Here is a 25935-nt window from a genome sequence, read left to right as displayed (position 1 = left end):
TTTGAATGCCATGTATCTACCTTATTTATGGTAGTTATTTTACCTAAATAGTGCTGTTAAAGTGCTTTTCTTAGGGGATTTATTGGGGTGTTTTTGCTATTTTACTGTGCAGTGGTCCCAAGGTGAATGGCGAAGCCAGAGATGGTGCCCTGGGGTACTAGACAGAGTCAAACACAAATGCAGTAAACACTACCAACTCCCAACTAAATGCTAAAAACATAAGTATAAATACTGAGGAGACGACAACAGTAGAAGGTGCAAACCTAAACGCACAAGATACTCTAAACCTAAAAACTAAAAACCTAAAAGTAGCTTCAGTACAAAACACCTCTAAAACTAAAACTCATTCCATAGGAGTTAGTGCAGGATATGGAGGAGGAAGCCTAAGTAGTGTGGGTGCAAATATGTCAAACGCCAACTCTAAAAGTATCTCCATAGGTGTATACAAGTAGGTATAACATCTAGCCAAGGTGAAAATATAAACAAAGGCATACAAAACCCTACCCTTAGAATGCCAAGTATAAAAAAGAAAATTAAATCCTGAAATTTATTATGTAATGAAGTTTGAAAGAGCAATAATACATATTTTTTTTGACTTGTTTATATTTATAAGCTTTTTTAAGTATAATTCCATTAATAAAATATAATTATATATCGGAGATGAGATGGGATTAGCAATAGGTCTAGTGGGACTTCCAAACGTAGGTAAATCAACAACTTTTAATGCACTAACAAAGGCACAAAACGCAGAGGCAGCTAACTATCCATTTTGTACTATAGAACCAAATAAAGCAGTAGTTCCTGTTCCAGACAAACGTCTTGGAGAACTTGCTAAGATAGTAAATCCTGAACGTATTCAGTACTCTACATTGGACTTTGTAGATATTGCAGGTCTTGTAAAAGGTGCTTCTCAAGGTGAAGGTCTTGGAAATAAGTTCCTCTCTAATATCCGTGAAACTGAAGTTATCTTACATATCGTTAGATGTTTTGAAGATGACAACATTGTTCATACAGAAGGAACTATCGATCCACTTCGTGATGTTGAAATCATTGAGGGTGAATTAATACTTGCTGACATTGAAGTACTTTCAAACAGAATAGATAGACTAAAAAAACAAGCAAAAGCTGACAAAGCTGCTAAAGCTGTTTTAGATTTTGCTGAAGAACTTATAGAGTTTTTAGCTGATGGTAATTTAGCTCGAAACTTTGATAAGACAGACACAGATGAATATAGACAACTGGTAAATGAAGTTAGATTTTTAACTGACAAAGAAATTATGTACGGCGCAAACACGGATGAAGATGGTCTTTTAGAAGATAACGAATACGTACTATCTCTTAAAGAACACGCAGAAAAAAATAACTGTGAAATCATAAAACTTTGTGCAAAAGTAGAAGAAGAGCTTATTGGTCTTGATGATGAAGAAGCACAAGAATTTTTAACTGATATGGGTGTTACAGAATCAGGACTAGAGCAAATAATCCATAAAGGATTTGATAAACTTGGGCTTATGTCTTACTTCACAGCTGGTGTTCAAGAAGTACGTGCTTGGACTATTAAGAAAAACTCAACAGCCCCTCGTGCGGCTGCTGCCATTCATAATGACTTTGAAAAAGGTTTTATTCGTGCAGAAGTTATCGCTTATAATGACTATATAGAATGCGGTGGTGAAGGCAAAGCCAAAGAAGCTGGAAAAATGAGACTCGAAGGAAAAGAATACATAGTTGCCGATGGCGATGTAATGCACTTTAGATTTAACGTTTAATCCAAGTGAAAAAAATTCTTAAAAAAGTAGCCCTTGGAATTCTTGTTCTTATATCTATTTATGGCATTGGCCGTTTTATAGATGTTAGTTATGGAAGCTACCAGTTTGTTCCTCGTCAACCATATCTAGTTCTTCAAACACAGAATGCTGTTACTATAAAATGGCAAAGTAAAAAAGAAGAAGTAGGACGAGTTGCATACGGCTTAACACAAGAAAGTATGACGAATGTTCGTTTAGAAAATACAACTAGCAAGAAACATTCTCTGAGTATCACTAATCTCAAAGAGTGTACAAAGTACTTCTACCGTGTTTCGGCTTCTTCTCTTGTAATCGATAATGAAGGCAGAAGTTTTAAAACTCTCTGTGAGAAAAAAGAAAAACAACGTCTTTGGGTTATTGGAGATAGTGGACAAGCTGGAGAGAATCAGCAAGAAGTCTATCATCAGATGCTAGAGTACATAAATCATGACTTTAATAAACTTGATATGTGGATTCTTCTCGGAGATAATGCTTACTCTAGTGGCACACAAAAACAGTACAACAAAAAACTTTTTAAACCATTTATAGAACTTGTTAAACGCTATGTTCCATGGGCAGCTCCCGGTAACCATGACATGAGACGTTGGGCATTTTACGATGTTTGGGACTTTCCAACAAATGCAGAATCTGGTGGACTCCCAAGTCATAACGAAGAGTTTTATAGTGTTGAAGATGGTAATCTACACCTTGTAATGTTAGATAGTGAAACAGTAAGCAGAAGTAATGATGGTGAGATGGCAGAGTGGTTAAAAAAAGATCTAAGTGCTAACACTAAGCCTTGGGTTGTTATCGCGTTTCACACACCTCCTTATACGGATGGTGGCCATAAGTCAGATAATATTTTTGATAGTAGAGGTCGCCTCATCGAGATGAGAGAAAACTTCGTACCTATTTTCGATGAGTATGGAGTCGACTTAGTTGTAAGTGGACATTCTCACGGTTATGAACGTTCAAAATTGATTCTAAATCATATTGGCAAGAGCGATACATTTACCGCTCAAAATATTCTTCAGGATTCACAGAGTGAATATACTAAGTCTACAATAGAAAAAGAGAACAGTGGAACTATTTATCAAGTGTGTGGTTCTTCTTCTAAACTAGATCGTGCCTCATACAAGCACCCTGCGCTTCCTGTTAGTATGGCAGAAATGGGCTCGCTTATCATTGAAATTACACCGACAACTTTAACATCAAAATTTTTAACAATAGATGGTAAAATAGCTGATAAATTTACAATAACAAAAGAGAAATAATGAAAAAAGAAGATATAAGTATAGTCATTTTAGCTGCTGGAAAAGGTAGCCGAATGAAATCACCTACGCCTAAAGTACTCCACTCTATCAGTGGAAAACCTATGCTTTATCATATCATTAAAGCTTCTTTAGAAATCTCTGATGATATTAGTGTTGTTGTAGCGCATCAAAAAGAGAAAGTCATAGAGGAAATGTCTGCATATTTTGAAAATATACACTTCGTAGTTCAAGATGAAGAGAACTTTCCAGGAACTGGTGGAGCAATGATGGGTGTAGTCCCTAAAAATGAAAAAGTACTAGTACTTAATGGAGATATGCCACTTATAACTTCTGCATCTTTGCAAGGTTTTTTAGATACTTCTTCTGATGTTATCATGTCTATATTCGACCTAAAAGACCCAAGTGGTTATGGTCGAGTTATCATTGAAAATGAAGCTGTACAATACATAGTGGAGCAAAAAGACGCAAATGAAACAGAACTTAAAACTACAACGGTAAACGCAGGTATATATGCGTTTAGTAAGAGTGTTATAGAAAAATATACACCACTACTCAGTAATGACAATGCACAAGAAGAATACTATCTAACAGACCTTATTGCTATGGCCAAAAATGATGGGCTTAGTATATCTCCTCTTTTAGTAAATGAAGAAAATTTCAAGGGTGTAAACTCTAAAAAAGATTTGAGTGACTCCGAAGAGATTATGCAGACAAGAATCAAAACTAAATGGATGAATGCAGGTGTGATTATGCAACTTCCACAAACAATCTATATAGAAGAATCTGTCGCGTTTGAAGGTGAGTGTAAGTTAGAAAACGGTGTTCGTTTAACTGGTGAAACACTTATCAACAACTCACATATTAAAGCTCATTCTGTAATAGAAGACTCTGTTGTCAAAAACTCGGATGTTGGACCTTTAGCACATCTTCGTCCAGCCTCGTACATAGAAGATACTCACATTGGAAACTTTGTAGAAGTGAAGAAAAGCTCACTTAAAGGTGTTAAAGCGGGACATCTCAGCTACATAGGCGATGCACAAGTTGATGAGGGTACAAATATAGGCGCGGGTACTATAACTTGTAACTACGATGGTGTTAAAAAGTATAAAACTATCATAGGGAAAAATGTTTTCATTGGTAGTGACAGCCAACTTATAGCACCAATAACAATAAAAGATGATGTTATGATAGCTGCAGGGACAACTGTTACCAGCGGTGTAGTTGAGAGTGGGAATCTAGTACTCAGTAGAACTAAACTACGTTTAGTCAAGGACTTTTACTATAAATTTTTTGCTAAAAAACAGTAAAGAATTCTCTCTATAAGTATATTAAGGTAAAATAATACTTAATTTTAAATACAAAGATTATAATGATGAACATACCTGCAAGCTTACTTCAAAATAAAAATATATTACTTGGTCTTACTGGTTCTATCGCAGTATACAAGTCCATAGAGCTAGCTCGTCTTTTTGTTAAGTCTGGAGCCAATGTAAAAGTTGTCATAAGTGAATCTGCAAAAAAATTCGTTACACCTCTTACTTATGAAACGATCACATCCAACAAGGTTTTAGACGATACAAATGAGTCTTGGACAAACGAACATAACCACATAAAAATTACTCAATGGGCTGATATTATGGTTGTGGCCCCTGCAACTGCAAATACCATAGCAAAATTATCAAATGGTATATCTGATACTATTTTACTCCAATGTGCTCTCGCGTTTAGTGACAAAAAAATCCTAGCACCCTCAGCAAATACTAACATGTTACACAATCCAATTTCGCAAGAGAACATCAGAAAACTCTCTCTTGCAAAATACACATTAGTAGATACACAGACTAAAGAACTCGCCTGTAAGGTAGTTGGTGATGGAGCTATGGCTGAGTATATGGATATATTTTACACAACTGCTCGTGAGCTTCTTAAAGATACATTCTGGACAGATAGAGAGGTAACTGTAACTGGTGGAGGAACTATTGAGAAAATAGACGATGTGCGTTTCATTTCTAACTTTTCTAGTGGAAAAATGGCCTCATCTATGGCAACAGCGCTCTATCTTAGTGGAGCCACTGTTAACTTAGTAGCTACAAAATCTGAACCTGAATTACCAAAAGGCATTAATAAACTCGATGTTGGGGATTCTAAGCAAATGCTTGAATCAGTGGAGACTTCACTATCTAGTGCAAAGTCTACACAGAAAAAACCTTATCTTTTTATGGCAGCTGCTGTTAGTGACTACATACCTAGTGTTGTACAAGATGGAAAACTAAAAAAAGACTCCCTTGGCGATGAATGGCAATTTTCACTCAAAAAAAATATAGATATTTTAAAGAGTATAGATAAAAAAGACATTTGTGTTGTTGGTTTTAAAGCAGAGATGGATAAGTCACAAGCACTTACAAATGCAAAAGCGATGTTAAAAAATAAAAACCTAGATGCAGTTTGTTTAAACCTCCTTAAAGACTCAAGTAGTTTTGGGAGCGATACCAATGCTGTTGAATTCATTACTGATAGCGGAGTTATATCTCTTCCAGAGTCAGATAAAGTCACACTTGCACTTGAAATAATCAAGCATGCTAAAGCACTTCAAGAGTAAAGAGAAAATATGAATCAAGCTAAGCATATAGCCATTATAATGGATGGAAACGGTCGCTGGGCAGAACTTCAAGGAAAAAAGAGGGTTAAGGGTCATGAAGCTGGAGCAAAGGTTGTAAAAGAGATTACAACCTACTGTTCAAATAATCCTGAGATAGAACGGTTAACCCTCTATGCTTTTTCTACAGAGAACTGGAAGAGACCGCGTTTAGAAGTAGAATTTCTTATGAAACTTCTCAACACTTATCTTAAAAATGAGCTTGCGGTCTACTTACAAAACAATGTCAGGTTCGAGCCTATTGGTGATATAAGAGCATTTTCGAAAACTTTAAGAGAAACTATCTCTATGGTTCAAGAGAAAACTGCTCATTGTGATGGTCTCGTTCAGTCTTTAGCACTTAACTATGGCTCTCAAGATGAATTACTTCGTGCGATAAACTCCCTAAAAGATTCAGAGGAAGACATAACAGCACAAATGCTAAGTAATGAACTTGATTGTAAGCATGATGTTGATTTACTCATTCGTACTGGTGGTGATCATAGACTCTCAAACTACCTTCTATGGCAGTCAGCTTATGCTGAACTATTTTTTGTAGATACACTTTGGCCAGACTTTAAAGCAGGTGACCTAGAAAAAATCATCGTAGACTTTACTGGAATAGAACGACGTTTTGGAGGACTTAAGTAATGGAGATTTTCATTGTATTTGTATTTGGTATAGTATTTGGTTCATTTTTAAACGTTGTTATTTTACGTATTCCGCAGGGTGAAAGTGTTGTTTACGAGTCTTCTCATTGCTATTCTTGTAATACCCCTTTAAAACCATGGCATAACATTCCCCTACTTTCATGGATATTTCTAAGAGGAAAATGTTCTTTTTGTAAAACAAAAATATCTATGCAATATCCAGCTATAGAACTTATTTCAGGGATTATTTTTGTATCACTTGCATTAAAGTCTGGCTTTACACTCCCCGTCTTTTTCATTGCTTTAAGTTTTTTAACACTCTTAGCTCTGTCAATGATAGACTTTAAATACAAAATGGTTCCAGATTCTCTAAACTTACTTGCTATGTCCTTTGCAATCATTGGAGCTTCAAGTATCCATGGTATTTTTAATAACTTTCTCAATGCACTTCTATTTGCTGGAGGATTTACACTTTTACGTTTTGTACTCTCTTACTTTCTAACCTCTTCACTCTATAGAGAAGGACTTAAAACAAAAACATCTTGGAATAAGCACTACGATAGAACTCCTTTTATAGAAGCTATGGGGGAGGGAGATATCATGGTGGCAGCAACGATGGGTGCCTTACTTGGTGTAACACTCACACTAAGTGCTATCTTTTTATCAGCTCTACTTGCCCTGCCAGTTATGCTGGCAGTCCAAAATCGTTCAGCAGAGAGTAAAAAAGTTCCATTTGTTCCATTTTTAGCACTGGCTACATTTATAGTATATATGCTTGATACGCCTATTTTGGCATATTTTGAGGCGACATACTAAGTATGAATAAAATACGTCAATATATAATCTCAAACCTTTCATCTTTGTTCCTATCTATATTTATGCCTCTTTTTGCCATTGCTTCTGTAATATTTCTTATCAAATTAGCAACATATACTGCCGTCATACAACTTACTCTTTGGGAAATGGCAAAACTTTACTTTTTTGTTCTCCCTGAAATATTATTTTTCACACTTCCCGTTACATTCTTCATCGCAGCGACACTTACTCTTTTTAAACTCTCTAATGACAATGAAATGGTAGTCATTTTTGCACTTGGAATTAAACCTATATTTATTGTAAAAACATTGTTTAGACCTGCCCTACTTTTAGGACTTGTACTTATAATAGACTTTTTTGTACTTTTTCCTCATGCAACAGTACTTTCTAGTAACTTTGTCTCGTACAAGAAGAGTGAAGCAAAATTTAACCTCTCTGCTAGTGAGTTTGGAAATAGTTTTGGTGATTGGCTTCTCTACTTAGGAAAAGAGAACGGTGATGAAACTTACTCTGATGTATTTTTATTTAATAAAGAGAAAAAAGAGGAAATATTAATCTCTGCACAAAAAGCACAGATAATAAATGACTCTGGGATACTCAGACTGAGACTAAGTGATGGAGAAGGTTATAGCTACTCAAAAGAAAAATTTTCTCAAATAAACTTTGAAACAATGTTTATTAATGACACGATGACAACAAACCTAACAACATATAGAGAACCTTTAGAATACTGGCTCTCAAATGATAGAGCAGACTCAAAACGCCATATGTTTATAACAGATACACTTTTGAGTCTCTTTCCTATTATGAGTCTTTTCCTAGTTGTCACCATCGGTGTGGTTCAAGTGAGACATCAAAAATCTAGTGTTTACTTTTTTCTCTTTCTTGGAGTTATCCTTTTTTATGCATTAACTCTTATACTTCAAGAGTTCTTTGCTTACTATACTATTCCTCTTCTTAGTATAGTATGGACTACTGTTACCTACATTATCTACAGAAAAAGCATTGTCAACAGATTTTAAAATGAGAGTCGCTTTAGTTATTTCTTACAATGGAACACACTTCTTTGGTTCACAAATACAAACCCAGACACAGCATACCATTGTAGGACAACTTACAAAAGTACTTCTAAAACTTGGCATGGATTCTAAAGTCATTGCAAGTGGAAGAACTGACAAGGGAGTACATGCAACAGGACAAGTTTGTCACATTGACTTACCGGAGTTTTGGACCGATACACACAAACTAAAAAGAGTCCTTAATGAGATGTTACCCTCAAGTATACATGTTAGGAGTGTCAAAGCTACTCATAGTGAGTTTCATGCCCGCTATAGTGCACAAAAGCGCATCTACAGATACATCATCAAAGAGTCTGAATCAAATCCTTTCCAAAGTGACTTTATAACATACCTAGAAACTGTCAATTTCCAAGAGATACAAGAGAATATAAAACTCTTTTGCGGTGAACATGATTTTGAGTTTTTCATGAAAACAGGAAGTGACATTAAAACGACAAGAAGAGTTATTTATAAGGCCTTTGCTTACAAATATAAAGGCTTCATAGTCCTAAACTTTGAAGCAAATGGATTTTTAAGAAGTCAAATACGCCTTATGGTTGGTGCATTATTAGCATTAAATACAGTAAAAATTGATGAAAAACTCAATTGTAAAATAAACCATAAATTAAAACCAGCCCCACCAAATGGACTCTATCTAGCAAAAATAAAATACTAATATAAGTAATATGTTTTTTATTTTTGCGTACAGTATTCCAATATACTCATGAATGGCTATTTTACTAGTTTGCAATACTCCAGCTCGTGGTTCTTGAAGAAGAGTATCAATAGTAGTTTTTCTAAAGTTAGTTGGTGCCGCTATAGGATTCATACCAAAGGATTTGAAGAGAGTCATCGCTCTTGGCATATGAGTAGCAGAGGTTACAAGGGCGAAAGGTTCTTTACCAACTATGGATTGAGTAAATATAGCTTCCTCTCTCGTATCTACAGGGGTACCATTAATGATCATATTTTGACTATCTACTCCAAGACTAAGAGCTAGTCTTGAATTCATCACTGCGTTTGTCACATTTGTTCTGCCTGCATAACCCGTAAAAATTATTTTTGAGTTTGGTATACTCTTGTGAATTATGACACCCTCTATGACCCTTTGTGTTCCGTCAAGGCTAAGTTGAGAGGAAATTGGCTGATCACTATCTGTATTATGTCCATGACCTAGCACATGTATGTACTTCACTGGCTGTGAGTAATCATATTTTTCATACTGGTTTTCAAGATTTTGCACTAAAACATTTGCAGTAGGCTCATATGAAAAAAGAAATAAAAGGGTAAATGAGCCAAGTAAAAATAGTTCAGCTCTTCTATTGTCCTTTTTATAGAGATAAAACATACCTATAACAAAAAGAGTCATTACCATACCTATAGGCTCCACAAAAAATGATATAAATTTCTTTATAAATAATCCTATTTCCATTACTCAACCACCTCTCTTATTTTATCTATCACTCTTTTATCCCATAGTATCTCTTTATGTGAAAGTTCTTCAACTTCAAGATAATATTGTAAGTTTTTTACATTTTTTTGAACTTCTCTAGCGTTTCTTATGTAAGTAACATCATCATGTTTACTAACAAAAAGGTAAGTGTCTGCATCAATAATTTTCACATACTCTGCAGTGCGAAATTTATACCTAAAGATATTTGACAAGTCTATCATAGGGAAGAAACCTTTATCTACGAACTTTGACTTTGCTAAAGATGCTATTGAGTCAAAGACTCCAATCAAGAAAAGTCCTTTAGTCTTATGTTTTGAAGCTACAAATGCAGCTACACTTGAGCCAAGGGAATAACCAATAGTATAAAAGTCTCCATAATTCTTGTGAACTATTTCTGCTATTCTAAGTCCATCATTTTTAATGTTTTTTTCACTTGTAGACCCTGTACTTTTACCATAAGCACGGTAGTTAAACGCGATAAGTCTTGTTTTTGGATAATAACTTTTTAGTTTATCCATGAGTCCAACTGCATCGTGAGAACGTCCGACAAAGAAAAGAAGTGTATTTTTAGGATCAGAAGGTTCATAAACAATTCCTTCAAGAGTTTTTCCATCATCCGTCACTATACTAAGCATCTGACAAGTGGAGCAGGAACTCTCATCTCTAAAATACACAGGAGAAAACACCATATAATACTGCCACTCATAAAAGGCAAGCAGTAAAATGAAAAAAATGAAAATTAGGAAAGCTATGTAAATCATAGTAAGAATTGTAGTATAATTCCATCAATAATTATAGGATTTAAGATGCAAATATTTGGAAAATTTACAACAAGTTTTGATATGGACTTCGTTAGCGAGCACTATATCTACCTTGGCGGTGATGAACAAGAAAAGATTACAACACAAGAACTCGAAATTATGCTCAAAAAAAAGCGTAAAACTGTTTGTGGAACTATCTTTTTATATAACCCTGCGCTTAGTCCAGTTGGGCATAAACTATGTCCTTTTTTACAAGAAGAAGGCTTTGAGCAGTATGACGAGAATGTTCCTTTTAATGAGGATCCGATGAGTTATGTGATTAATGCTGGGCTTAAAAAACACTATGCTGGAAAACTAGTAGAGATTAAATACATTTTCAGTTATAACCGCTCAAACATAGCACCTACTCCAATCATAGAAGAATTTGATGCAGACCTAGATAAATTAAACTCTAATCAACTTACTCGTTATGATAAAACACTCAACTACATAGATGTTCCAAACATTCGAGTAAGTGGAAAGTTTGTCTTTTTTGGTATGGGTCACAAGTATGATAGACATCATAAAGCCATTATAGCTTATGGAAAATCATTATCAGCACAGATCCAAAAACTAGATAAACAAATACTTTTTATGCATGATAACAACTACGATGCAGACGAAGCGCTAGAAATAGCTTACTTTTTGTCTCCTCAAGCAACAGGAAAGATGAAAGAGATTCGGGCAAATGCATTTAAAGAAATTTTTAAAGAAATTCCTCACAAAGTAATGAAGATAAGCCTCTGATGACAAATCAAAGAGAAGGGGAACTTCACATATTCTCTTATCGTTGCACTTGTTTCTTTATCGTTTTGTAACTATTCAAACTCTCTAAAAGAGAGAATTTCCCCGCACTATCAATTTCCTTATTCTACTTCTTTGTACTTCACCCTAAAACTCTATTTCTACTTCTTTTGATTTTTGGATATAGAGCAAGGTATTTGTAAAGCTAAATTGGTCCACTTCTTCTATACCTTCTTCTTGATATTCCAATAAAAAATCTAACCCATCTAATTCAATGTTTTTAACTTTTTTTAAGTGAACAACATAGAGTAATAAATCTGCTAAATCACTAACTGGAATTATATCTCGAAAACCTTTCTTAAATTCATCACTATAATCACAACATATTGTTTCATTTGATAAAAGAAGTATCCAAAGAATAATATTGTCTATCTTTTGAGGTGCATTAATCTTGTTTAAAAAACCACTATATATCTCTTTTTTTTGAGATATTTCATCAAGCTGCTCATTGGCTTGTTCGATTAAAAAGTTAATTCTTTCTTCACTGAGATTCTCATTTTTATAACCATCTAGTACTGACTTCGCAATTTGAAATGTATGCATTATTTCTCTTTTTTATTTAATGTGTAATTATTACAAGATATTCTAAAATTTGACTTACATAATCACTATGTTTTTGAAGTTCTGCTTTCGCTAAGGTAACGTTCACAAGCCTCAACAAAACTTGGAAATTTCTTGTATGCTGAAACTATATGGGTTACTGGCACTAGAAATTTTGGTGGAAATTCACGTTTACCCTCATAACCGAGTAACAAAGCAGCAGGCTCATGAATAATGTCACATGATTCTAATGCAAGAAGTGCATCAGCTCTAGGTATAACTTCATGAAACAGATAAAGAAGATTATCGATCGGAATATATTGAATACCCATTGGAGTTATCTGCTTTGGCATATGCTTTGCAATAATAAGTTCAAGTGCTTTAATCAAATCCCAAGATGCCTGAAGTTTACGTTCATCACCTTTTTTAACATAATTAAAATAATTATCAAAAGGATGTTTCGGTAATTTTTCTATTATTGACTTAATTCGAGAGTCGTTAAAGGAGAGCCACTCAATACTTGAGAGGATATATCTTGCTTCATCTTGCATAGTCTCTATTTCTTTTTTGTAACTTTCATTTTTTAACCGTAAACCGTCTATATCTGCCTTACCTCCAACTATATAAGCATAAAATTCATTCTTCTCTGAATATACTTTTAAAGTACCATTTTTTGGACTTTGAAGATGATATTCTTGACCACTGAGCTCACTATCTTCTATCTTTAGTATTTTGTATGGAGCATCGATATCTATTGTATTAAATGGGTCATACCACTCTCCATAGCCCTTTTTAAAGAGGAACACTTCTTCTCCTCTCTTTAGTATTTGAAGTAAGCTCTCAAAATCTTTTTCAATAGAATTTTCAAGGGCATCGCGTTTAGCTTTTACATCTTCAATTTCTTCTTTTATTCTACGATGTAATATCATTTTTTCAAGGTTATTTTCATTAGGTAATGCGAGTCGGTTAGAAAATGGTTCCATCTCTTCTTTTGAATAATAATTACGGTTTATTATTTGCCCTTTTACTGCAAACTTAGTTATATAAGTAAATTCATCATCACTATCAGCATTTCTACGGACCCAGACCGCATCAATGATATCTCCAGTATGCTTTTTTGTAGCCAACTCTTCAGCCACCAGAAACAGAGGTTTTACCCCAGTGAATACCGTTGGGTACATGAACTTTCTAATGGCTTGATTAATTTCATTTTTATCCATCATAAACTTGTTTAATTCCTTCTAGTCCGCCAGCTTCTATACTGATATTTTTTTCACCTGTGACATCATACTCTCTTGGGTTAATACGTATAAGAGTAGCACCCTCTTCCATTCTAGAAAACCTATCTCCAAAACTTCGTATTGTTGGGACTGCACTTCCAGCACCTATCTCAATAATAACTATTTTTTTACCTTTATTTTTCATAGTCCAATTATGGAACTCTCGTGCTTGATTATCAGTTCTTTTACCTATAAAAGACCAATCACCAAACATAAGTATATTTGGACGAGATAGTTCTTTACAGTTTCCACATTGGGGTAAGGTCTTGGCTTCAAGTTTATCCATATCTATTTCAATGTCATCTACATTGTTTTCCCATACACTCTGTATACAAGCCTCTGTACATTGTAAATGGTGGATACTCCCATGAACTTCATATATTTTATCTTTATCAAATCCTGCTTTTTGGAACTGTCCATCAACATTTGATGTAAACACAAAGTAGTTATTATCTTTGTTTTTAACAAGCTCAAGTAATAGTTTAAAACCCTCATGTGGAATGGTGTCTCTATAAAGTTTTAACCTGTGTCCATAAAAGCCCCATGCTAACTTAGGGTTTGTATCAAACAGAGAAGGATTAGCCATTTGTTCAAAATCATATCCTAATGTAGCGATAGGTGGATACTCTTTCCAGAAGCCTTCATTACCTCTAAAATCAGGAAGTCCACTATCTACACCCATACCTGCACCCGCAGTAATAATTATTGCTTGGGCCTCATTTATTAAATTATGTGCTTTAAGCATGTTTATTATCATAATTTTTTCTTGCTTCTATGCTTATAAGATCACTTTCATTAAACAAATTTTTTAAAGTTGATGTTGCAGTACTTGGATTTTGAGCTATTGCTAATTTAACTTCTTCGCTGTCTGATTCTTCAAATAACTCATCTAATGCATCTGAAGGTGTATTTGGATTTTGTGCTAATTTATATAATGTATATAGCTTATCACTACTTCGTACCATTAGTTCTAAAATCTCAGGTGAAGTATTAGAATTTTCAGCAATGGCACCCATCATTTCTACTCTGTCATATTTCAACAAATAGACTAAAGTTTTAGAAGTTGTGTTTGAATGTCTGGCTATAAAGGTTTTAATACATTCATCGTTTTCTTTATCTCTGGCTAATTCATCTAACACTTCGCTAGATGTAGATGGATTGTGAACTAAGTCTAATATCTTGTTCTGTGAATAATCTTTTTTATTTATTGTCACTACATTCCTTTTTAGAGTATCTCACAGTATCAAAAGCACTCATCTATGTATATTTTTTTGTATTATACAAAAAAAATACTACTTACTCATATCCAAGGGTTATTTAAATGTCATCTTTATATTGTTCAATAAACTGAGATAAGAGAGAGTCTATACTTTCCATTATGTCTGCATCTAATTCTGAGGTATCAACATCAATAAATTCAGAAGATGTATAAGTAAGTGCATATGTTTGAGTACTGTCTTTTCTATAGGTTTTCACTTCTTCACCTAAATCAAATTTTATGTATACATAATGTGTTTCTTCTTCTTCTATTTCTTCAATTGAAATAATGAGAGTTGGACTATCTTGAAGACCTGTCTTGATATTATTTTTTTCAAGTGTAGTTTTGACTTTATGTGTAATACTTTGTATTGTTTCTGGTTTGAGATATACAACTTTATTTGCAATATAAATATTTGCTTTTGTTACGTTTGTTAATGTCCAAAATCCTACACCGTATAGGCTATTTATGAATAATAGTATAATTAAATATCTCATTTATTTTCCTTTAGAAATATTTTGCATATCTTCTATTTTTTTCTTAAAGTCTGATTTTTTTATATAACCAGCAGTTTGAAAAAAACTTTTTTCACTATATGGATTTATAAAGAATACTCGAGGAGTCATACTCGTTTGAAACTCATCAGGAAAAGAATCTTTATCAAACTTTTTATCTACAACTAAAGTGATAATATCCTTGTCTAGTATAGTTTTAATAAGATTACTATTTAAAGTTTTTCTTTCAAATTTTCTACACCAAGGACAGAAGTCGGCACTTAAAACCATCATTAAAGGTTTGTTCGCTTCTTTGGCTTTTTCTATTGCTACTTTAAAATCTCTTTGAAACCCTGTTTCATTCGCAAATTCATCTATATTTGCTGCATACATATTAAAACAGATTGCCACTATTAATAATAAACTTTTCATTGTACTCCTTTATATAATTTTAGACTTCATTACTAACTTTATTAGCTCTATATACAGTATATTTTGGTTTTTCATTATCTGGGCCTCGAATATCTTTATCATATTTTTCTAATTCAAGTTTATCACATTGTTTTTCATATGGAAACCCGAAAAATAGAGAAAATATATTCCATAATATGATTATTGGTTTAGTTATTATATTTTTAATTATTATCAGTATTTGTTGCATTTTGTTCCTTCTAGTTTAAAAACGTCAAGTTCAACTTAACGTTTAAAATTATAGGGTATAATTCTTATATCAACTTTAAGAGAGATAATCATTTGGAATATAAAATATCAGAATTAGTAATACTTACCAACATGTCTAAATCAACAATTTTATATTATATTAGAGAAGGTTTATTACCCGAGGCCAAAAAAATAAAATCTAATGTTCATAGATATAATGATGAACATGTGGAACTCATTAAGTACATTAAATATATGAAAGAAGAAATTGGTAGTACAAATGAACAAATAAAACATGCCTTAGAAAATAAAAACAAATCTCTTTCTAGCTCTTTTGGTATGCTAGAACCATTAATGAATACTTTAAGTGCTATACCAAAAGATACAATTTTATACAGTAAAAAAGAATTTATTGAAGTTTTTAATGTTGATGTAAATCTTTTGGACAAACTTTTAAAAGATGAAATTATACTTCCGGTAAATAATAAGTTTACATTAAAAGAGTATTCTATTATAAAACTGATATTAAATTTTAACGATGTTGGAATCGAATACGAAATTATCAAATCCTATGTAGAACATGCAAAAGTACTATCTGAGCTTGAGCATATGATGCAAATAAAACTATGTGCTTCTAGAACTGATGAAAATTTTTCTACATTATGGAAAATAATGTTCGAAACTTTATTTAATGTAAAAGAATATATTTTTAATAGACATACTTATAAAAAGTTATTAAAAGCACTCCAAGATGATGTTCGCATAAAAAATATATCTGATTAAAATAGCGACTTCCTTACCCGTTACAGGAGTGCTATCCGTATATCATCATACTCAATTTTAGAATCTAAAAGTTCAAAGATTGGTTTCAAGCGAAGTTTTCCATCTTCACTAAAATCATCTTTATTATCTCTTTCTTTTATCTGTTTTACTGCATCGTTTATAAGTGTGCAAGTATTTGCATCCGGCATAAATTTATCTAAATTCAACTCTGAGTCTTGTTCTTTTAAAATACGGAGATGATTAATGATAGTCCCTTTACTCACTCCTCTGTTAGTAGCTAACTCTATAATAGAACTAGAACTATCAATCAACTCTTTTGTTTGGATATGAGTAGGAGTAACACTCTTTATCGCTGTCCTTTTCTCAGACTTTAAAATTGCTTCTTGTTCTTTAATTTCACCACTATCAGTAATTCCATCTATACTTAAAATGTAGGACTCAAATATTTCTTCAAGGTTTTGGGACGAGAGTAGAGATATCTCATCACTCGCTTTTTGTGAAGCTGCTTTTATTCTATCATCAATGTGTAATATAAGTGGATCAACAGTCAGTGCCATGTCATTAAGACCCATTAAACGCAGTCCATCTATGTTTTTAATACGAGAAAGTGCAACATAACCTTGCCCTACTTCAAAGGTTTTAGAGAGATCTATTTCGGCAGAATCAAGTGTCATCCCTTGAGATTTATGTATGGTTATCGCCCATGCAAGTTTTAGTGGGATTTGTGAGACTTTAGCAACTATATTTGAACTATCATTTTCTATAGTCCAGTCTTCTAAAGTAACTCTAATTAAAGCCCCATACGATGTTTTTACGACTGGGAGATGTGTTTGCTTATCAAAGTCCACTACGACACCTGTAGTACCATTAACATAGCCTAGCTCATGGTTATTTTTTATAAACATCACAACAGCATCTTTTTTCAGACTCATTTCTTCTAAAACTAGTGAAGATTTAAATATCTTTTCTACATTTTTGGCTGTGCCTTCTGATTTATATTTAAATGAATGAGAAGGGTTAGTTAACTTGCTTAACTCATCGCTATTAATTCTGTCTACATCTACATTATGAGTGTAAAGTTTCGTTGGAGTAAAATCAAGTCCAAGGTCTTTATGATGTCTCGTGTTTAATACCTCATAAGAGTTACTAGAGACACTCCCACTTCTAATCTCATCTAAAATACTTATGAGAACATTATCATCTTGTCTAAACTTCTCTTGTAGGTAACAGGTCTTTAATTGTAATTCTTTCCACGAGGGAGACTGCCAAGCAAAGCGTTTGTCTTTTGGAATTCTCGAGATTGGTGGAAGCTGGAAGAAATCCCCAGAGACTATTGTTTGAACACCACCAAATGGGATATTATTTTCTTTAAAAGCTCTGAGTATTCTATCCATTGCGGTAAACATCTCTGGAGATACCATAGAAATTTCATCAACTATTAGAACCTTTAGTTTAGCAAACCTTGTCTGTAAGTATTTCTTTTCTAGTAAAGAATCTATATAATCATCATCAATTGTATCGCGGATACCAAGACTAAAAAAGGAGTGTATAGTTTGACCTTGTAGATGTGATGCGGCTATACCTGTAGGTGCAACTATTGTGGGAATTATTTTTCTTGATTTGAGATAAAATGTATACTTATTTAATAGGTATGTTTTTCCAGTTCCCGCAGAACCTGTAATGAAAACATTATTTCCAGTTTTGAGTATATTTAATGCTATAGTTTGCATTAGTGTCCTTATTTTAATTAATGTGATTATAACAAGTTTAAAAACCGTGCTACTTTTAAGTGTCAAGAATGTGGTAGAAAGTTTACTTACAACATTTACTCTATAAAAAACAAGAAACGCTGTAAGTGGTATAAGTTTCACGATAGAGTATTTAAAAAGACTCCTAGAGATGATTAAAGAAGTTTAAGCATATTTAATAATATATATAAAACAAGCTGCTAAACTTACAGCCATTACTGAAAAGACTATTGTTGTTGCTTTTTTGTCTTTTAAATCTCGTTCTTCTTCTGCTATTTTATGTTCTTTGTTAGGCATATTTTCTCCAGTTTTGTTATATAAACTTATTGCACTCTTTTTATATAAACACTTAAGTACGTTCTTTACTTTTTATCTAACTCAGTATAGCCATTTTTCAGTTGGGCACGTTTTGCTAGCATTTGGACACTTTGACTTATCTCACCATCTGTTATATGAAAGTGTTCATGAAGTTTTTCTAAAGATTCGTCTATCTTATTTGAGAGTATATCGCTTAGGTCATCTATTCGTACTTTCATTATTGCCACTTGATCATCACGACTCTCTTCAAACTCTCGTGCAATAGTGCTGAGTTGTGCTTGTGACTTTACATAGTCAGACTTTATAGACTCAACATCTTTAATAAGAGCTTCGAGTGAGCCATAAACATCACTAAAACCACTATGTTGTTTAGAAAGGTCATCCATCTTATTTGATGAAAGTATCATCTGTTTCATAATGATTTCACTTTTATTTCGTATATTATCGAGTGTTGTTTCACCTTCTCTTAGTGAAGTCTCAATACCCTCTGTATGTGTTTTAACTAATACCATCTGAGATTCAAATGCTTTTGTGACACCGGAGAGTTTATCCATAGTCTTATGTACTATAGAATTTGCTATATCCTCTGAAACATTTTTTATACTATTAATATTATCCTTAAGGGATTCAATGTCTTCAGACATGTCTCCTCTACTCTTTACGGCTCTATCAAGAATAGATGTAAGTTTGTTATAGTGATCTTGTTCTGACACTCTGAGTATATCAATATGCTTGTGTACAACACTGTTGAGTTCTGGCAATTGTTCTTGGGTAAATGTATTGAGCCCACTTATAACTTGAGTATTAAAAGACTCCATATCATTGAATTTATCAAAAAATTTCGTTTGATTACCTTGAATGGTATCAAGTGTATGAATATCATCTTTAATCTTTGAGCGAATCTCTTCTTGCACAAGTATGTCTTCTTTGTGAGTGATACTCATTCGTGTCTCTAAATCAAGTATGAACTCTTTTAGTTGCGAAATTTCACTCACTAACACTCTAGTAAATTCATTTTGAGTTTTTGAATTTTCCGACTCTTGTGTTTGATGTAAAATATTCATCACAATATATAGTAAAAGAGCAACAAGAAGAGGAAAAAGAGACTCACGAAAAAGTAGTACAGCATTACTAACATCGGGGTGAGTAATAAAATGTACAACACTGCTAATAGCACCTATGCCAAGCATTAAAGGAGCATAATTTAACTTGTTTGGTTGTCTCAGTATTACAACTTGTCTTATGAATAAAACGGCCATAAATAAAAATGCGACTAATACATCATTCTGAAACATCTGCTTCTCCATATTTAACTTATTTTATTTTATCATAAAAAGTTATAAAACTACCTCTAGTATTTTTGTAGGATGATCTATCTCTTGTTCAAACTCACTTAAAGGAGAAAAACCCCATGTAGCAAAAAGTGAGTTTATCTCTGCGTTTTGAGCACTTAAAATATCTTTTGAGTTGTCGCCTACCATCCATGCGATATCGCAACTTTTATCATACTTGTAATGATCAAGTATGTTATGTATCATTTCAGGATTTGGTTTTGAAGAGCTGACTTTATCTGCACCGATAATCACATCAAACATATCAGCTATTCCCAATGAACTAAGCATTAGTTTTGCAAAAGGTGTTGGAGCATTTGTCGCAACAGAGAGTTTTACACCTGCATCGATAAGAGAGTTAAGTGTATGAGCTATACCATCATATAGATAAGGATTTTTAGTACACTGAACTTTATAATGCTCTTCAAAATACAATCTATCTTTTTCCATGTACTCATCAGTGTCATAAAAAAGCTTTGGTAGATTCCTAACTTCCATATTTATAGCTTGGACAACAAACTCTTCACTTAAAGGAGCGAGGCTATAGTGAGTACTACGTATATGGTTTATAGAAATTGTGATATCTTTTTTTGAGTCAATTAAAGTCCCGTCCATGTCAAAGATAACTATTTTTTTCATTATTTTATCTTCTCATATATCTCACAAAGAGCATCAACAAACAGCTCACTATCATTTGGACACTTACAAACTCTATAGTCTCTAAAACCAAGTTCTTCTGCAATTTCTCTGTATTCTATGTCAAGTTCATAGACTGTCTCAGAGTTATCTATCGTAAATGCGATAGGAACTATAATAATTCCTCTATTTCTCACTACTTCTAGCTTTTCCCCAAGAGATGGTTTCAACCAAGCCAGAGGCCCTACTTTTGATTGGTAAGCTAAATGGGACTCATGAAAGTTCATGCCCTCTGTATCTAACATCTTTTTAAGTATGTTGACATGTTTGTTTATATGCTTTTCATATACATCGCCTGCATCTACTATCTTTTGAGGTAAACCATGTGCTGAAAAAATAATGTCGAAGTCTCTATAATCAGAATCTCCAACACTATCTTTAATATTTTGGATAATCGACTTGTTATAAGACTCATTTTCAAAATAATGTTTTATTTCGACAACAAGAGCACTTCCCCAAGTTTCATGATAATACTCTTCAAAATCTTCCAAAGAAGATTTAGTGGTAGTTGTTGAATACTGAGGATACATAGGAATAAGAACTATTTTTTCAAGATCTTCAATCTTATTAAGTCTATCTATCACTTCATTTGCAAAAGGAGGTGTATATCTCATAGCAAAATCCACAATAACATTCTCTCCAAATCTTTTTTGGAGTTTTTTCACTAAACTTTTCGTATGACCAACTATAGGTGACTTACCACCAATTGTTCTATAAATCTCTTGGGAAGATTCTGTTCGAGAAAATGTTATCATACCACCTATAAAGCTTCTTAGAAGGTTACTTTTCATAGTTAAAATATTTTTATCACTAAACATGTTTGTTAAAAACATCTCAACTTCATTGAGATTATTTGGTCCACCCATATTGAGTAGTATTACTGCTTCTTTAGCCAATTTTCAATCCTCTCTTATTCTCAAACTAACTTCATACATAAATTTCTGCAAGGGAAGCATATCTTCATATATCTTATAGAGTGTATTAACTAGTGTCTGTCCATCATAAATTAAGCTTGGCTCAAGCATTTTAAATGTTGCCATGCCTTTATACAGACTCAAATCTGAATGCGTCATCTCTTTACTGAAACCTCTAGGGTAGCGTTTATAGCCTTTTTCCAGATGAGTATAACCTTTGTCTTTTGATTTAATATTCTCAAGTATAGCATAGAGTTCCCTGCGTTTAGTATCATCTTTTATATACTCTCTATAAGCATCAAGCATAGCCTTCTCAAACCATCGTACACCGACTGCCACGTAAAGCTCGTCAGGTGAAAAATGCATATAAAAAGATGAGCTTTGCATTCTCTTTGTATTTCCCTGCCAAAAAATAACACCGATTCTATGTTTTATAGGCTCTTTGTTAGCTCCCATTCTACGAGTGTCTCTATAGATTCGATAAAGAGACTTGTTTATCTTTGGAATGGCGTTTATAGTGGGTTCTAAGGCTTGGAGGTGTTCACCCATTTCAACAACGAATGAACGAGATGGATTAAGAATGAGTTTTTCATACTCTAGCTTGTGAGCTTCAAACCATTCTTTATTGTTGTTATTTTTTATAGAAGTTAAAAATTCTAACGTGCCTTTGCCAAAACCTTCAAATTCCATACTATTTTCTAGACTATCTTTCTGTTTCTAAACGCGAGTGCTATAACAACAAAGATTACAGCATAAGTTACCGGAACAAAATCCGGTATAGGTACCGGGTCACCTTTAGCATATGAGTGCATACCAGCTAGGTAGTAGTTCACACCAAAGTATGTCATTAGTACTGAAGAAAAAGACATAAGTGAAATAACACTGAAGTTAAACTCACTATATAAAGACTTTATAAATCTTAAGTGTATAACAACAGCATAAACTAAAATAGTCACAAGAGCCCAAGTTTCTTTAGGGTCCCAACCCCAGTATCTACCCCAAGACTCATTTGCCCAAACGCCACCTAAAAAGTTTCCAACAGTTAGTAAAACTAGACCAACTATTAGACTCATTTCATTGATGGCGTTTAGCTCTTTTATAGAGAGTGAAATCTGCTTCTCATTTTTATCTGTTTTTACTATAAATAGTAAAATAGTTATAAAACCAAGAAGTGCTCCAAGTGCTAAGAAGCCGTAACTAGCTGTAATCATACTCACATGAATACTCAACCAGTAAGAGTTTAAAACAGGTACAAGGTTTGTTATTTGAGGGTCCATCCAACTAAGGTGTGCTACAAATAAAATAAGACCAGCTAAAATAGAAGTTGCAGCTAAGGTAATAGGAGAATGCTTAGAGAAAATAAATCCTGCTAAAACTGTTGCCCAAGCTATATAAGTCATAGATTCAAAACCATTACTCCAAGGAGCATGACCAGAGATATACCATCTAAGAGCCAATCCTCCGGTATGTGCTAAAAAGAAAGCTACAAGTAAAATAAGTGATGACTTTGTAATTAAATTCATACCCATTTTAGGATATATTATTTTTGTAAAACTAAGTATTAGAAGTAAAAAACCCACTACAAAGTAAAGTGGCCACAACTCTTCAAATACATTTATTTTATTATAAAATACTTCTGCATCTATTTTGTTTTGACTTGGAAACACTTCTGAGCCATAAGCACTTTGATAGTGTGCTATATCTTCAAGTGCTTTATCACTAGCAGACCAATCACCACTACTTAGAGCTGTATCAACCGAAGTAAAGTATGCAACAGCTACATTTCGTACTTGCATGCTATTTTCAGGTGAAAAAGTTTTTAAAGCTTCTATAGTTGCAAACCACTTGTTATTAAGGTCATGTGGTTTTGCCCACATTTTTAAAAGAGAGCCCGTAAAAACCATATAACAAACATTAAGCTTTTCATCTATTTTAAGAACTGACTTATCAAGCTTATCTCTGTACTTTGGTTCTTTTCTTGTCGCGTTTTCAACAAGTTCAGAGAGTTTATATCCACTCATACCAACAGGATCCATAAAAAACTGAGAAAATGAAACATACTTTGCATCTGTAGATGCACCTAATGCCTTATTTATTGCCTCGTCTTTGGTACGTATCATTTTTACATCTCTATAAATATCTGGACGTATCATCATTCCAAGAACGACCTGTGTTGGGGTAAGAGTCTTATCTCCAACTTTGAGTGATGAGCCTCTATAAACCTTTGCAAGAATCTCTGTTGCAAGTGTATCCATAGGTTTCATTCTTCCTTGCGTATCTTGAATGATAAGCTGTCCAAAATCATGGGCATGTTCTTTATCAAACGCGAGGATTGTTTTTATAGAAGGGTCTATATCTGCATGAACTGCATTAGGATTTAAAAGTAAGCCTAATGCTAAAAGAGCTGGAACAACCTTCGCTGCACTAGATTTTTTAGCTTTTTCTGATAGTTTAGAAAATCTCCCTCTTCCACTAATTAGCGTCCAAAACATTCCAAGAGCTAAGAGAGCATAACCGATGTATGATGGAAGTGTTCCTGGGTCATTGTTTACAGAAAGAATAGTTCCACCCTCATCTCTATCATAAGAGGCTTGGAAGAATCTAAAATTCTGATAATCTAAAATATTATTCATATATATTCTAAATGGCATGTTTACTCCATTTTTTTTGTCTATAAGTTCTACTTCACTCGCATAAGAAGCAGGACTCATTGAACCAGGATAACGGTCGAGTTGAAAATCAAGTAGTTTTATACGAAATGGAATCTCTATATTTTTTGCTCCATAAGAAAGGTGAACATCTACACCATTGAGCATCAAGTGTTTTTCTTGTCCTATAACTTTGCTTCTACCAAAGACTAGACTCTCTGCACTCTCTCCATCAACACTCACGTTAAAACGCAGAGCATCAACACCCATAGAATTCATTTTTGATTCTGGGTTTGTAATGATTTTTTTGCTTGCAAGAGGCATGAATTCACGCAGAACAAAGCTTCCTAAATCAGTACTATAAAGAATTCTTGGATTAAATATTTCTTTGGTATTTGCAAGAAGTTCTCCTTTTTCACGGTCAGCCATTCTAAAGTACTCTAACTTCATTTCATGGTTCATGTAAAGTTTCTCATCTTCCATATACATTGAAATCACAGGCTTCTCAAATGTAAGACCAGATTTAAAATCTAAAATGAAATTTCCAGCATCAAAGTAGTTACCCATATCTAAAGCAACAGGTTTCCCTTTGCCACTTGTAGTAATCATAAGTTTTGCAATGGGATGTCCATTTGCATCTGCTTCTAAACTCTCAATAGCATCAGGAATATACTCTAGTAATTCTACATCTATCTTTTTTCCTTCTAGTTCTAATGAAGTACTAACATCATTTTTACTGCGTTTAGAAAGATAAATTACTTTATCATAGTTTACTGTTTTATCATTTATACTCGCATTGACACTATAGTATGCATCAGCAGAGACAATAGTTGAAGACGAAGAACCTTCACGGATATGCATAGAACCTTCATACCCAACATAACGGGTAACAGTTGCACCAAAAAGAATAACTAAAAAACCAATGTGAAAAATAAAAACAGGAGCTTTTTTAAGAGTATACATCTTGTAATGTACTATATTTAAAGATAAGTTGAAAGCTAAAAATCCAAGTAATGCTTCAAACCATAGTGCATTATATATCTCAGATTTGGCTGTCATTGTTCCATAGTCATTTTCAACTATAGTTGCATAACCAACTGAAAATGCAAAGATTAGTAGTAGCATTGCCATTGTTTTCATTGAACGAAGAATAGAAATAATTTGTTTCATAGAATATACCCTTTTTAATAAAGAGCAATTGTAGTTAATTTTAGATAATAAAGAGCATCAAATAGTGATTTTAATGTACTATTCGACGTTTTGTGGAGAGAAGTCTATGCTATCAACATAAATATTATATTCTTTTTGTTTTACTTGTACTTGTTTCATCACATTTATAGGTCTATCATTCTTATAAAGAAGTGTTTTTATTACTTTTCCATCTTTAGAAAACCACTTTTGCTCACCTTCTTTATAATTGTTTTTATAATTAACACTGCTAAAGAGTGTTCCATCTTCATTGTACTCTTTTTGAAATCCCTCTTTCTTGTTATTTTTGTATGTAACGACTAAAGCTACTATACCGTTGTTAAAATACTCTTTTTGAGCACCTTCTTTCTTATCGTTCACATAATTAACACTGTGTTTTAGCGAACCATCTATAAAATAAGAACTTTCCATTCCTTCGAGTTTTCCATTTTTATAAAAGACATCTGAGAGTTTATGCCCTTTTTTATCATGCCAAGTGAGTTTTCCATCGCGTTTATCATTTATATAGTTTACAGAATAAGCAATCCTACCCATCTCATAATAAACTGTTTGTAAACCATGCTTTGTACCCTCTAGAGAGTCTGTGTTTGTTCCATCAATATAATGTGTCTTGGCTTTAATCTCACCATGATCAAAGTATGTTATATAAAGCTCGGCTGACAATGATATACTCATAGCACAAACAAAAAAAGTAGATTTAATATATAGGTTCATAAAAATTCCTTGGAAATTTTAAATTATTGAAGAAGAATTATCCCTCATAAGAGGGATAAAAAGAAGGA

The 25935-nt window shown here is 33.3% G+C and carries 28 protein-coding genes; 11 read left to right on the top strand and 17 right to left on the bottom strand.

Features of this window, described 5'->3' with window-relative positions:
• Positions 1-218: 218 nt before the first annotated feature.
• The 9 genes from HOG88_RS11960 to truA all read left to right on the top strand — a co-directional run bounded on the left by HOG88_RS11960 (position 219) and on the right by truA (position 8893).
• Entirely contained in the window at positions 219-452 is a 234-nt protein-coding gene (locus tag HOG88_RS11960) for a hemagglutinin repeat-containing protein (protein WP_367235214.1), read from the top strand.
• A gap of 213 nt (positions 453-665) precedes the next feature.
• A complete protein-coding gene (ychF, locus tag HOG88_RS11640; RefSeq protein WP_295006343.1) occupies positions 666-1766 on the top strand; it encodes a redox-regulated ATPase YchF in 1101 nt (366 codons plus the stop codon).
• A gap of 5 nt (positions 1767-1771) precedes the next feature.
• Positions 1772-3058 carry a metallophosphoesterase family protein gene (locus HOG88_RS11635; RefSeq protein ID WP_295006341.1) on the top strand — a complete coding sequence of 429 codons (1287 nt, stop codon included), beginning with the start codon at positions 1772-1774 and terminating at the stop codon, positions 3056-3058.
• Entirely contained in the window at positions 3058-4365 is a 1308-nt protein-coding gene (gene glmU, locus HOG88_RS11630; RefSeq protein WP_295006339.1) for a bifunctional UDP-N-acetylglucosamine diphosphorylase/glucosamine-1-phosphate N-acetyltransferase GlmU, read from the top strand. Before HOG88_RS11635 ends, glmU begins: the two co-directional genes overlap by 1 nt.
• A 65-nt stretch (positions 4366-4430) precedes the next feature.
• Positions 4431-5657: a bifunctional phosphopantothenoylcysteine decarboxylase/phosphopantothenate--cysteine ligase CoaBC gene (gene coaBC, locus HOG88_RS11625; RefSeq protein ID WP_295006349.1), complete on the top strand. Its 1227-nt coding sequence runs from the start codon at positions 4431-4433 to the stop codon at positions 5655-5657.
• A gap of 9 nt (positions 5658-5666) precedes the next feature.
• Complete coding sequence (locus tag HOG88_RS11620) at positions 5667-6344, top strand: di-trans,poly-cis-decaprenylcistransferase (RefSeq protein WP_295006337.1); 678 nt, start codon at positions 5667-5669, stop codon at positions 6342-6344.
• The gene (locus HOG88_RS11615; protein ID WP_295006335.1) at positions 6344-7159 is read left to right on the top strand and encodes an A24 family peptidase; all 816 of its coding nucleotides are present in this window, start codon (positions 6344-6346) and stop codon (positions 7157-7159) included. Before HOG88_RS11620 ends, HOG88_RS11615 begins: the two co-directional genes overlap by 1 nt.
• Before the next feature lie 2 nt (positions 7160-7161).
• Positions 7162-8181 (top strand): LptF/LptG family permease, encoded by a 1020-nt coding sequence (locus HOG88_RS11610; protein WP_295006333.1) that lies wholly within the window; start codon positions 7162-7164, stop codon positions 8179-8181.
• A complete protein-coding gene (gene truA, locus HOG88_RS11605; protein ID WP_295006332.1) occupies positions 8165-8893 on the top strand; it encodes a tRNA pseudouridine(38-40) synthase TruA in 729 nt (242 codons plus the stop codon). Before HOG88_RS11610 ends, truA begins: the two co-directional genes overlap by 17 nt.
• Here the strand turns inward: truA and HOG88_RS11600 are convergent.
• Positions 8873-9649: an ElyC/SanA/YdcF family protein gene (locus HOG88_RS11600; protein WP_295006330.1), complete on the bottom strand. Its 777-nt coding sequence runs from the start codon at positions 9647-9649 to the stop codon at positions 8873-8875. The genes truA and HOG88_RS11600 overlap by 21 nt on opposite strands.
• The gene (locus HOG88_RS11595) at positions 9649-10305 is read right to left on the bottom strand and encodes an alpha/beta hydrolase (RefSeq protein WP_295006328.1); all 657 of its coding nucleotides are present in this window, start codon (positions 10303-10305) and stop codon (positions 9649-9651) included. The genes HOG88_RS11600 and HOG88_RS11595 overlap by 1 nt, the downstream gene beginning before the upstream one ends.
• A 171-nt stretch (positions 10306-10476) precedes the next feature.
• Between HOG88_RS11595 and HOG88_RS11590 the strand changes: the two genes are divergently transcribed.
• A complete protein-coding gene (locus HOG88_RS11590) occupies positions 10477-11217 on the top strand; it encodes a hypothetical protein (protein WP_295006326.1) in 741 nt (246 codons plus the stop codon).
• Between the two features lie 144 nt (positions 11218-11361).
• Here HOG88_RS11590 and HOG88_RS11585 read toward each other — a convergent pair whose 3' ends face one another.
• The 7 genes from HOG88_RS11585 to HOG88_RS11555 form a co-directional block, all read right to left on the bottom strand.
• The gene (locus HOG88_RS11585) at positions 11362-11817 is read right to left on the bottom strand and encodes a hypothetical protein (RefSeq protein ID WP_295006325.1); all 456 of its coding nucleotides are present in this window, start codon (positions 11815-11817) and stop codon (positions 11362-11364) included.
• Between the two features lie 65 nt (positions 11818-11882).
• Positions 11883-13037 carry a hypothetical protein gene (locus HOG88_RS11580; protein ID WP_295006323.1) on the bottom strand — a complete coding sequence of 385 codons (1155 nt, stop codon included), beginning with the start codon at positions 13035-13037 and terminating at the stop codon, positions 11883-11885.
• Complete coding sequence (locus tag HOG88_RS11575; protein ID WP_295006321.1) at positions 13027-13851, bottom strand: Sir2 family NAD-dependent protein deacetylase; 825 nt, start codon at positions 13849-13851, stop codon at positions 13027-13029. The genes HOG88_RS11580 and HOG88_RS11575 overlap by 11 nt, the downstream gene beginning before the upstream one ends.
• On the bottom strand, positions 13832-14308 hold the full coding sequence (locus tag HOG88_RS11570; protein WP_295006319.1) for a hypothetical protein: 477 nt from the start codon (positions 14306-14308) through the stop codon (positions 13832-13834). Before HOG88_RS11570 ends, HOG88_RS11575 begins: the two co-directional genes overlap by 20 nt.
• A 103-nt stretch (positions 14309-14411) precedes the next feature.
• Positions 14412-14849, bottom strand: coding sequence for a hypothetical protein (locus HOG88_RS11565; protein ID WP_295006317.1), 438 nt, complete (start codon positions 14847-14849; stop codon positions 14412-14414).
• The gene (locus tag HOG88_RS11560; RefSeq protein ID WP_295006315.1) at positions 14850-15278 is read right to left on the bottom strand and encodes a thioredoxin family protein; all 429 of its coding nucleotides are present in this window, start codon (positions 15276-15278) and stop codon (positions 14850-14852) included. It abuts the gene before it with no gap.
• Positions 15279-15297: 19 nt separating this feature from the next.
• Positions 15298-15507, bottom strand: a complete 210-nt coding sequence (locus tag HOG88_RS11555) for a hypothetical protein (RefSeq protein WP_295006313.1) — start codon at positions 15505-15507, stop codon at positions 15298-15300.
• A gap of 92 nt (positions 15508-15599) precedes the next feature.
• Between HOG88_RS11555 and HOG88_RS11550 the strand changes: the two genes are divergently transcribed.
• Positions 15600-16289 (top strand): MerR family transcriptional regulator, encoded by a 690-nt coding sequence (locus HOG88_RS11550; RefSeq protein ID WP_295006311.1) that lies wholly within the window; start codon positions 15600-15602, stop codon positions 16287-16289.
• Between the two features lie 20 nt (positions 16290-16309).
• Here the strand turns inward: HOG88_RS11550 and HOG88_RS11545 are convergent, their stop codons facing one another.
• The 8 genes from HOG88_RS11545 to HOG88_RS11510 all read right to left on the bottom strand — a co-directional run bounded on the left by HOG88_RS11545 (position 16310) and on the right by HOG88_RS11510 (position 25867).
• A complete protein-coding gene (locus HOG88_RS11545; RefSeq protein WP_367235201.1) occupies positions 16310-18019 on the bottom strand; it encodes a helix-turn-helix domain-containing protein in 1710 nt (569 codons plus the stop codon).
• A gap of 183 nt (positions 18020-18202) precedes the next feature.
• Positions 18203-18334 (bottom strand): hypothetical protein, encoded by a 132-nt coding sequence (locus HOG88_RS11540; protein WP_295006308.1) that lies wholly within the window; start codon positions 18332-18334, stop codon positions 18203-18205.
• Between the two features lie 65 nt (positions 18335-18399).
• Positions 18400-19650 (bottom strand): hypothetical protein, encoded by a 1251-nt coding sequence (locus HOG88_RS11535; protein WP_295006306.1) that lies wholly within the window; start codon positions 19648-19650, stop codon positions 18400-18402.
• 42 nt (positions 19651-19692) lie between these two features.
• Positions 19693-20325: an HAD family hydrolase gene (locus HOG88_RS11530; RefSeq protein WP_295006304.1), complete on the bottom strand. Its 633-nt coding sequence runs from the start codon at positions 20323-20325 to the stop codon at positions 19693-19695.
• Positions 20325-21278 (bottom strand): ferrochelatase, encoded by a 954-nt coding sequence (gene hemH / locus HOG88_RS11525; RefSeq protein WP_295006302.1) that lies wholly within the window; start codon positions 21276-21278, stop codon positions 20325-20327. Before hemH ends, HOG88_RS11530 begins: the two co-directional genes overlap by 1 nt.
• A gap of 3 nt (positions 21279-21281) precedes the next feature.
• Positions 21282-21986: a DUF2461 domain-containing protein gene (locus tag HOG88_RS11520; protein ID WP_295006300.1), complete on the bottom strand. Its 705-nt coding sequence runs from the start codon at positions 21984-21986 to the stop codon at positions 21282-21284.
• Positions 21987-21994: 8 nt separating this feature from the next.
• Positions 21995-25114 (bottom strand): cytochrome c biogenesis protein, encoded by a 3120-nt coding sequence (gene ccsA / locus HOG88_RS11515; RefSeq protein ID WP_295006298.1) that lies wholly within the window; start codon positions 25112-25114, stop codon positions 21995-21997.
• A 78-nt stretch (positions 25115-25192) separates the two neighbouring features.
• On the bottom strand, positions 25193-25867 hold the full coding sequence (locus tag HOG88_RS11510; RefSeq protein ID WP_295006296.1) for a toxin-antitoxin system YwqK family antitoxin: 675 nt from the start codon (positions 25865-25867) through the stop codon (positions 25193-25195).
• Positions 25868-25935 lie beyond the last annotated feature (68 nt).

This window comes from Sulfurimonas sp., assembly GCF_018698455.1.
Taxonomy (GTDB): domain Bacteria; phylum Campylobacterota; class Campylobacteria; order Campylobacterales; family Sulfurimonadaceae; genus Sulfurimonas.
This window is presented reverse-complemented; position numbering and strand designations above follow the sequence as displayed.

Coding starts and splice junctions, on each gene's coding strand:
- ychF (WP_295006343.1), top strand. CDS start 666: ATGGGATTAGCAATAGGTCTAGTGGGACTTCCAAACGTAGGTAAATCA.
- glmU (WP_295006339.1), top strand. CDS start 3,058: ATGAAAAAAGAAGATATAAGTATAGTCATTTTAGCTGCTGGAAAAGGT.
- coaBC (WP_295006349.1), top strand. CDS start 4,431: ATGAACATACCTGCAAGCTTACTTCAAAATAAAAATATATTACTTGGT.
- HOG88_RS11620 (WP_295006337.1), top strand. CDS start 5,667: ATGAATCAAGCTAAGCATATAGCCATTATAATGGATGGAAACGGTCGC.
- HOG88_RS11615 (WP_295006335.1), top strand. CDS start 6,344: ATGGAGATTTTCATTGTATTTGTATTTGGTATAGTATTTGGTTCATTT.
- HOG88_RS11610 (WP_295006333.1), top strand. CDS start 7,162: ATGAATAAAATACGTCAATATATAATCTCAAACCTTTCATCTTTGTTC.
- HOG88_RS11600 (WP_295006330.1), bottom strand. CDS start 9,649: ATGGAAATAGGATTATTTATAAAGAAATTTATATCATTTTTTGTGGAG.
- HOG88_RS11595 (WP_295006328.1), bottom strand. CDS start 10,305: ATGCTTAGTATAGTGACGGATGATGGAAAAACTCTTGAAGGAATTGTT.
- HOG88_RS11590 (WP_295006326.1), top strand. CDS start 10,477: ATGCAAATATTTGGAAAATTTACAACAAGTTTTGATATGGACTTCGTT.
- HOG88_RS11585 (WP_295006325.1), bottom strand. CDS start 11,817: ATGCATACATTTCAAATTGCGAAGTCAGTACTAGATGGTTATAAAAAT.
- HOG88_RS11580 (WP_295006323.1), bottom strand. CDS start 13,037: ATGATGGATAAAAATGAAATTAATCAAGCCATTAGAAAGTTCATGTAC.
- HOG88_RS11575 (WP_295006321.1), bottom strand. CDS start 13,851: ATGATAATAAACATGCTTAAAGCACATAATTTAATAAATGAGGCCCAA.
- HOG88_RS11565 (WP_295006317.1), bottom strand. CDS start 14,849: ATGAGATATTTAATTATACTATTATTCATAAATAGCCTATACGGTGTA.
- HOG88_RS11560 (WP_295006315.1), bottom strand. CDS start 15,278: ATGAAAAGTTTATTATTAATAGTGGCAATCTGTTTTAATATGTATGCA.
- HOG88_RS11555 (WP_295006313.1), bottom strand. CDS start 15,507: ATGCAACAAATACTGATAATAATTAAAAATATAATAACTAAACCAATA.
- HOG88_RS11545 (WP_367235201.1), bottom strand. CDS start 18,019: ATGCAAACTATAGCATTAAATATACTCAAAACTGGAAATAATGTTTTC.
- HOG88_RS11540 (WP_295006308.1), bottom strand. CDS start 18,334: ATGCCTAACAAAGAACATAAAATAGCAGAAGAAGAACGAGATTTAAAA.
- HOG88_RS11535 (WP_295006306.1), bottom strand. CDS start 19,650: ATGTTTCAGAATGATGTATTAGTCGCATTTTTATTTATGGCCGTTTTA.
- HOG88_RS11530 (WP_295006304.1), bottom strand. CDS start 20,325: ATGAAAAAAATAGTTATCTTTGACATGGACGGGACTTTAATTGACTCA.
- HOG88_RS11520 (WP_295006300.1), bottom strand. CDS start 21,986: ATGGAATTTGAAGGTTTTGGCAAAGGCACGTTAGAATTTTTAACTTCT.
- ccsA (WP_295006298.1), bottom strand. CDS start 25,114: ATGAAACAAATTATTTCTATTCTTCGTTCAATGAAAACAATGGCAATG.
- HOG88_RS11510 (WP_295006296.1), bottom strand. CDS start 25,867: ATGAACCTATATATTAAATCTACTTTTTTTGTTTGTGCTATGAGTATA.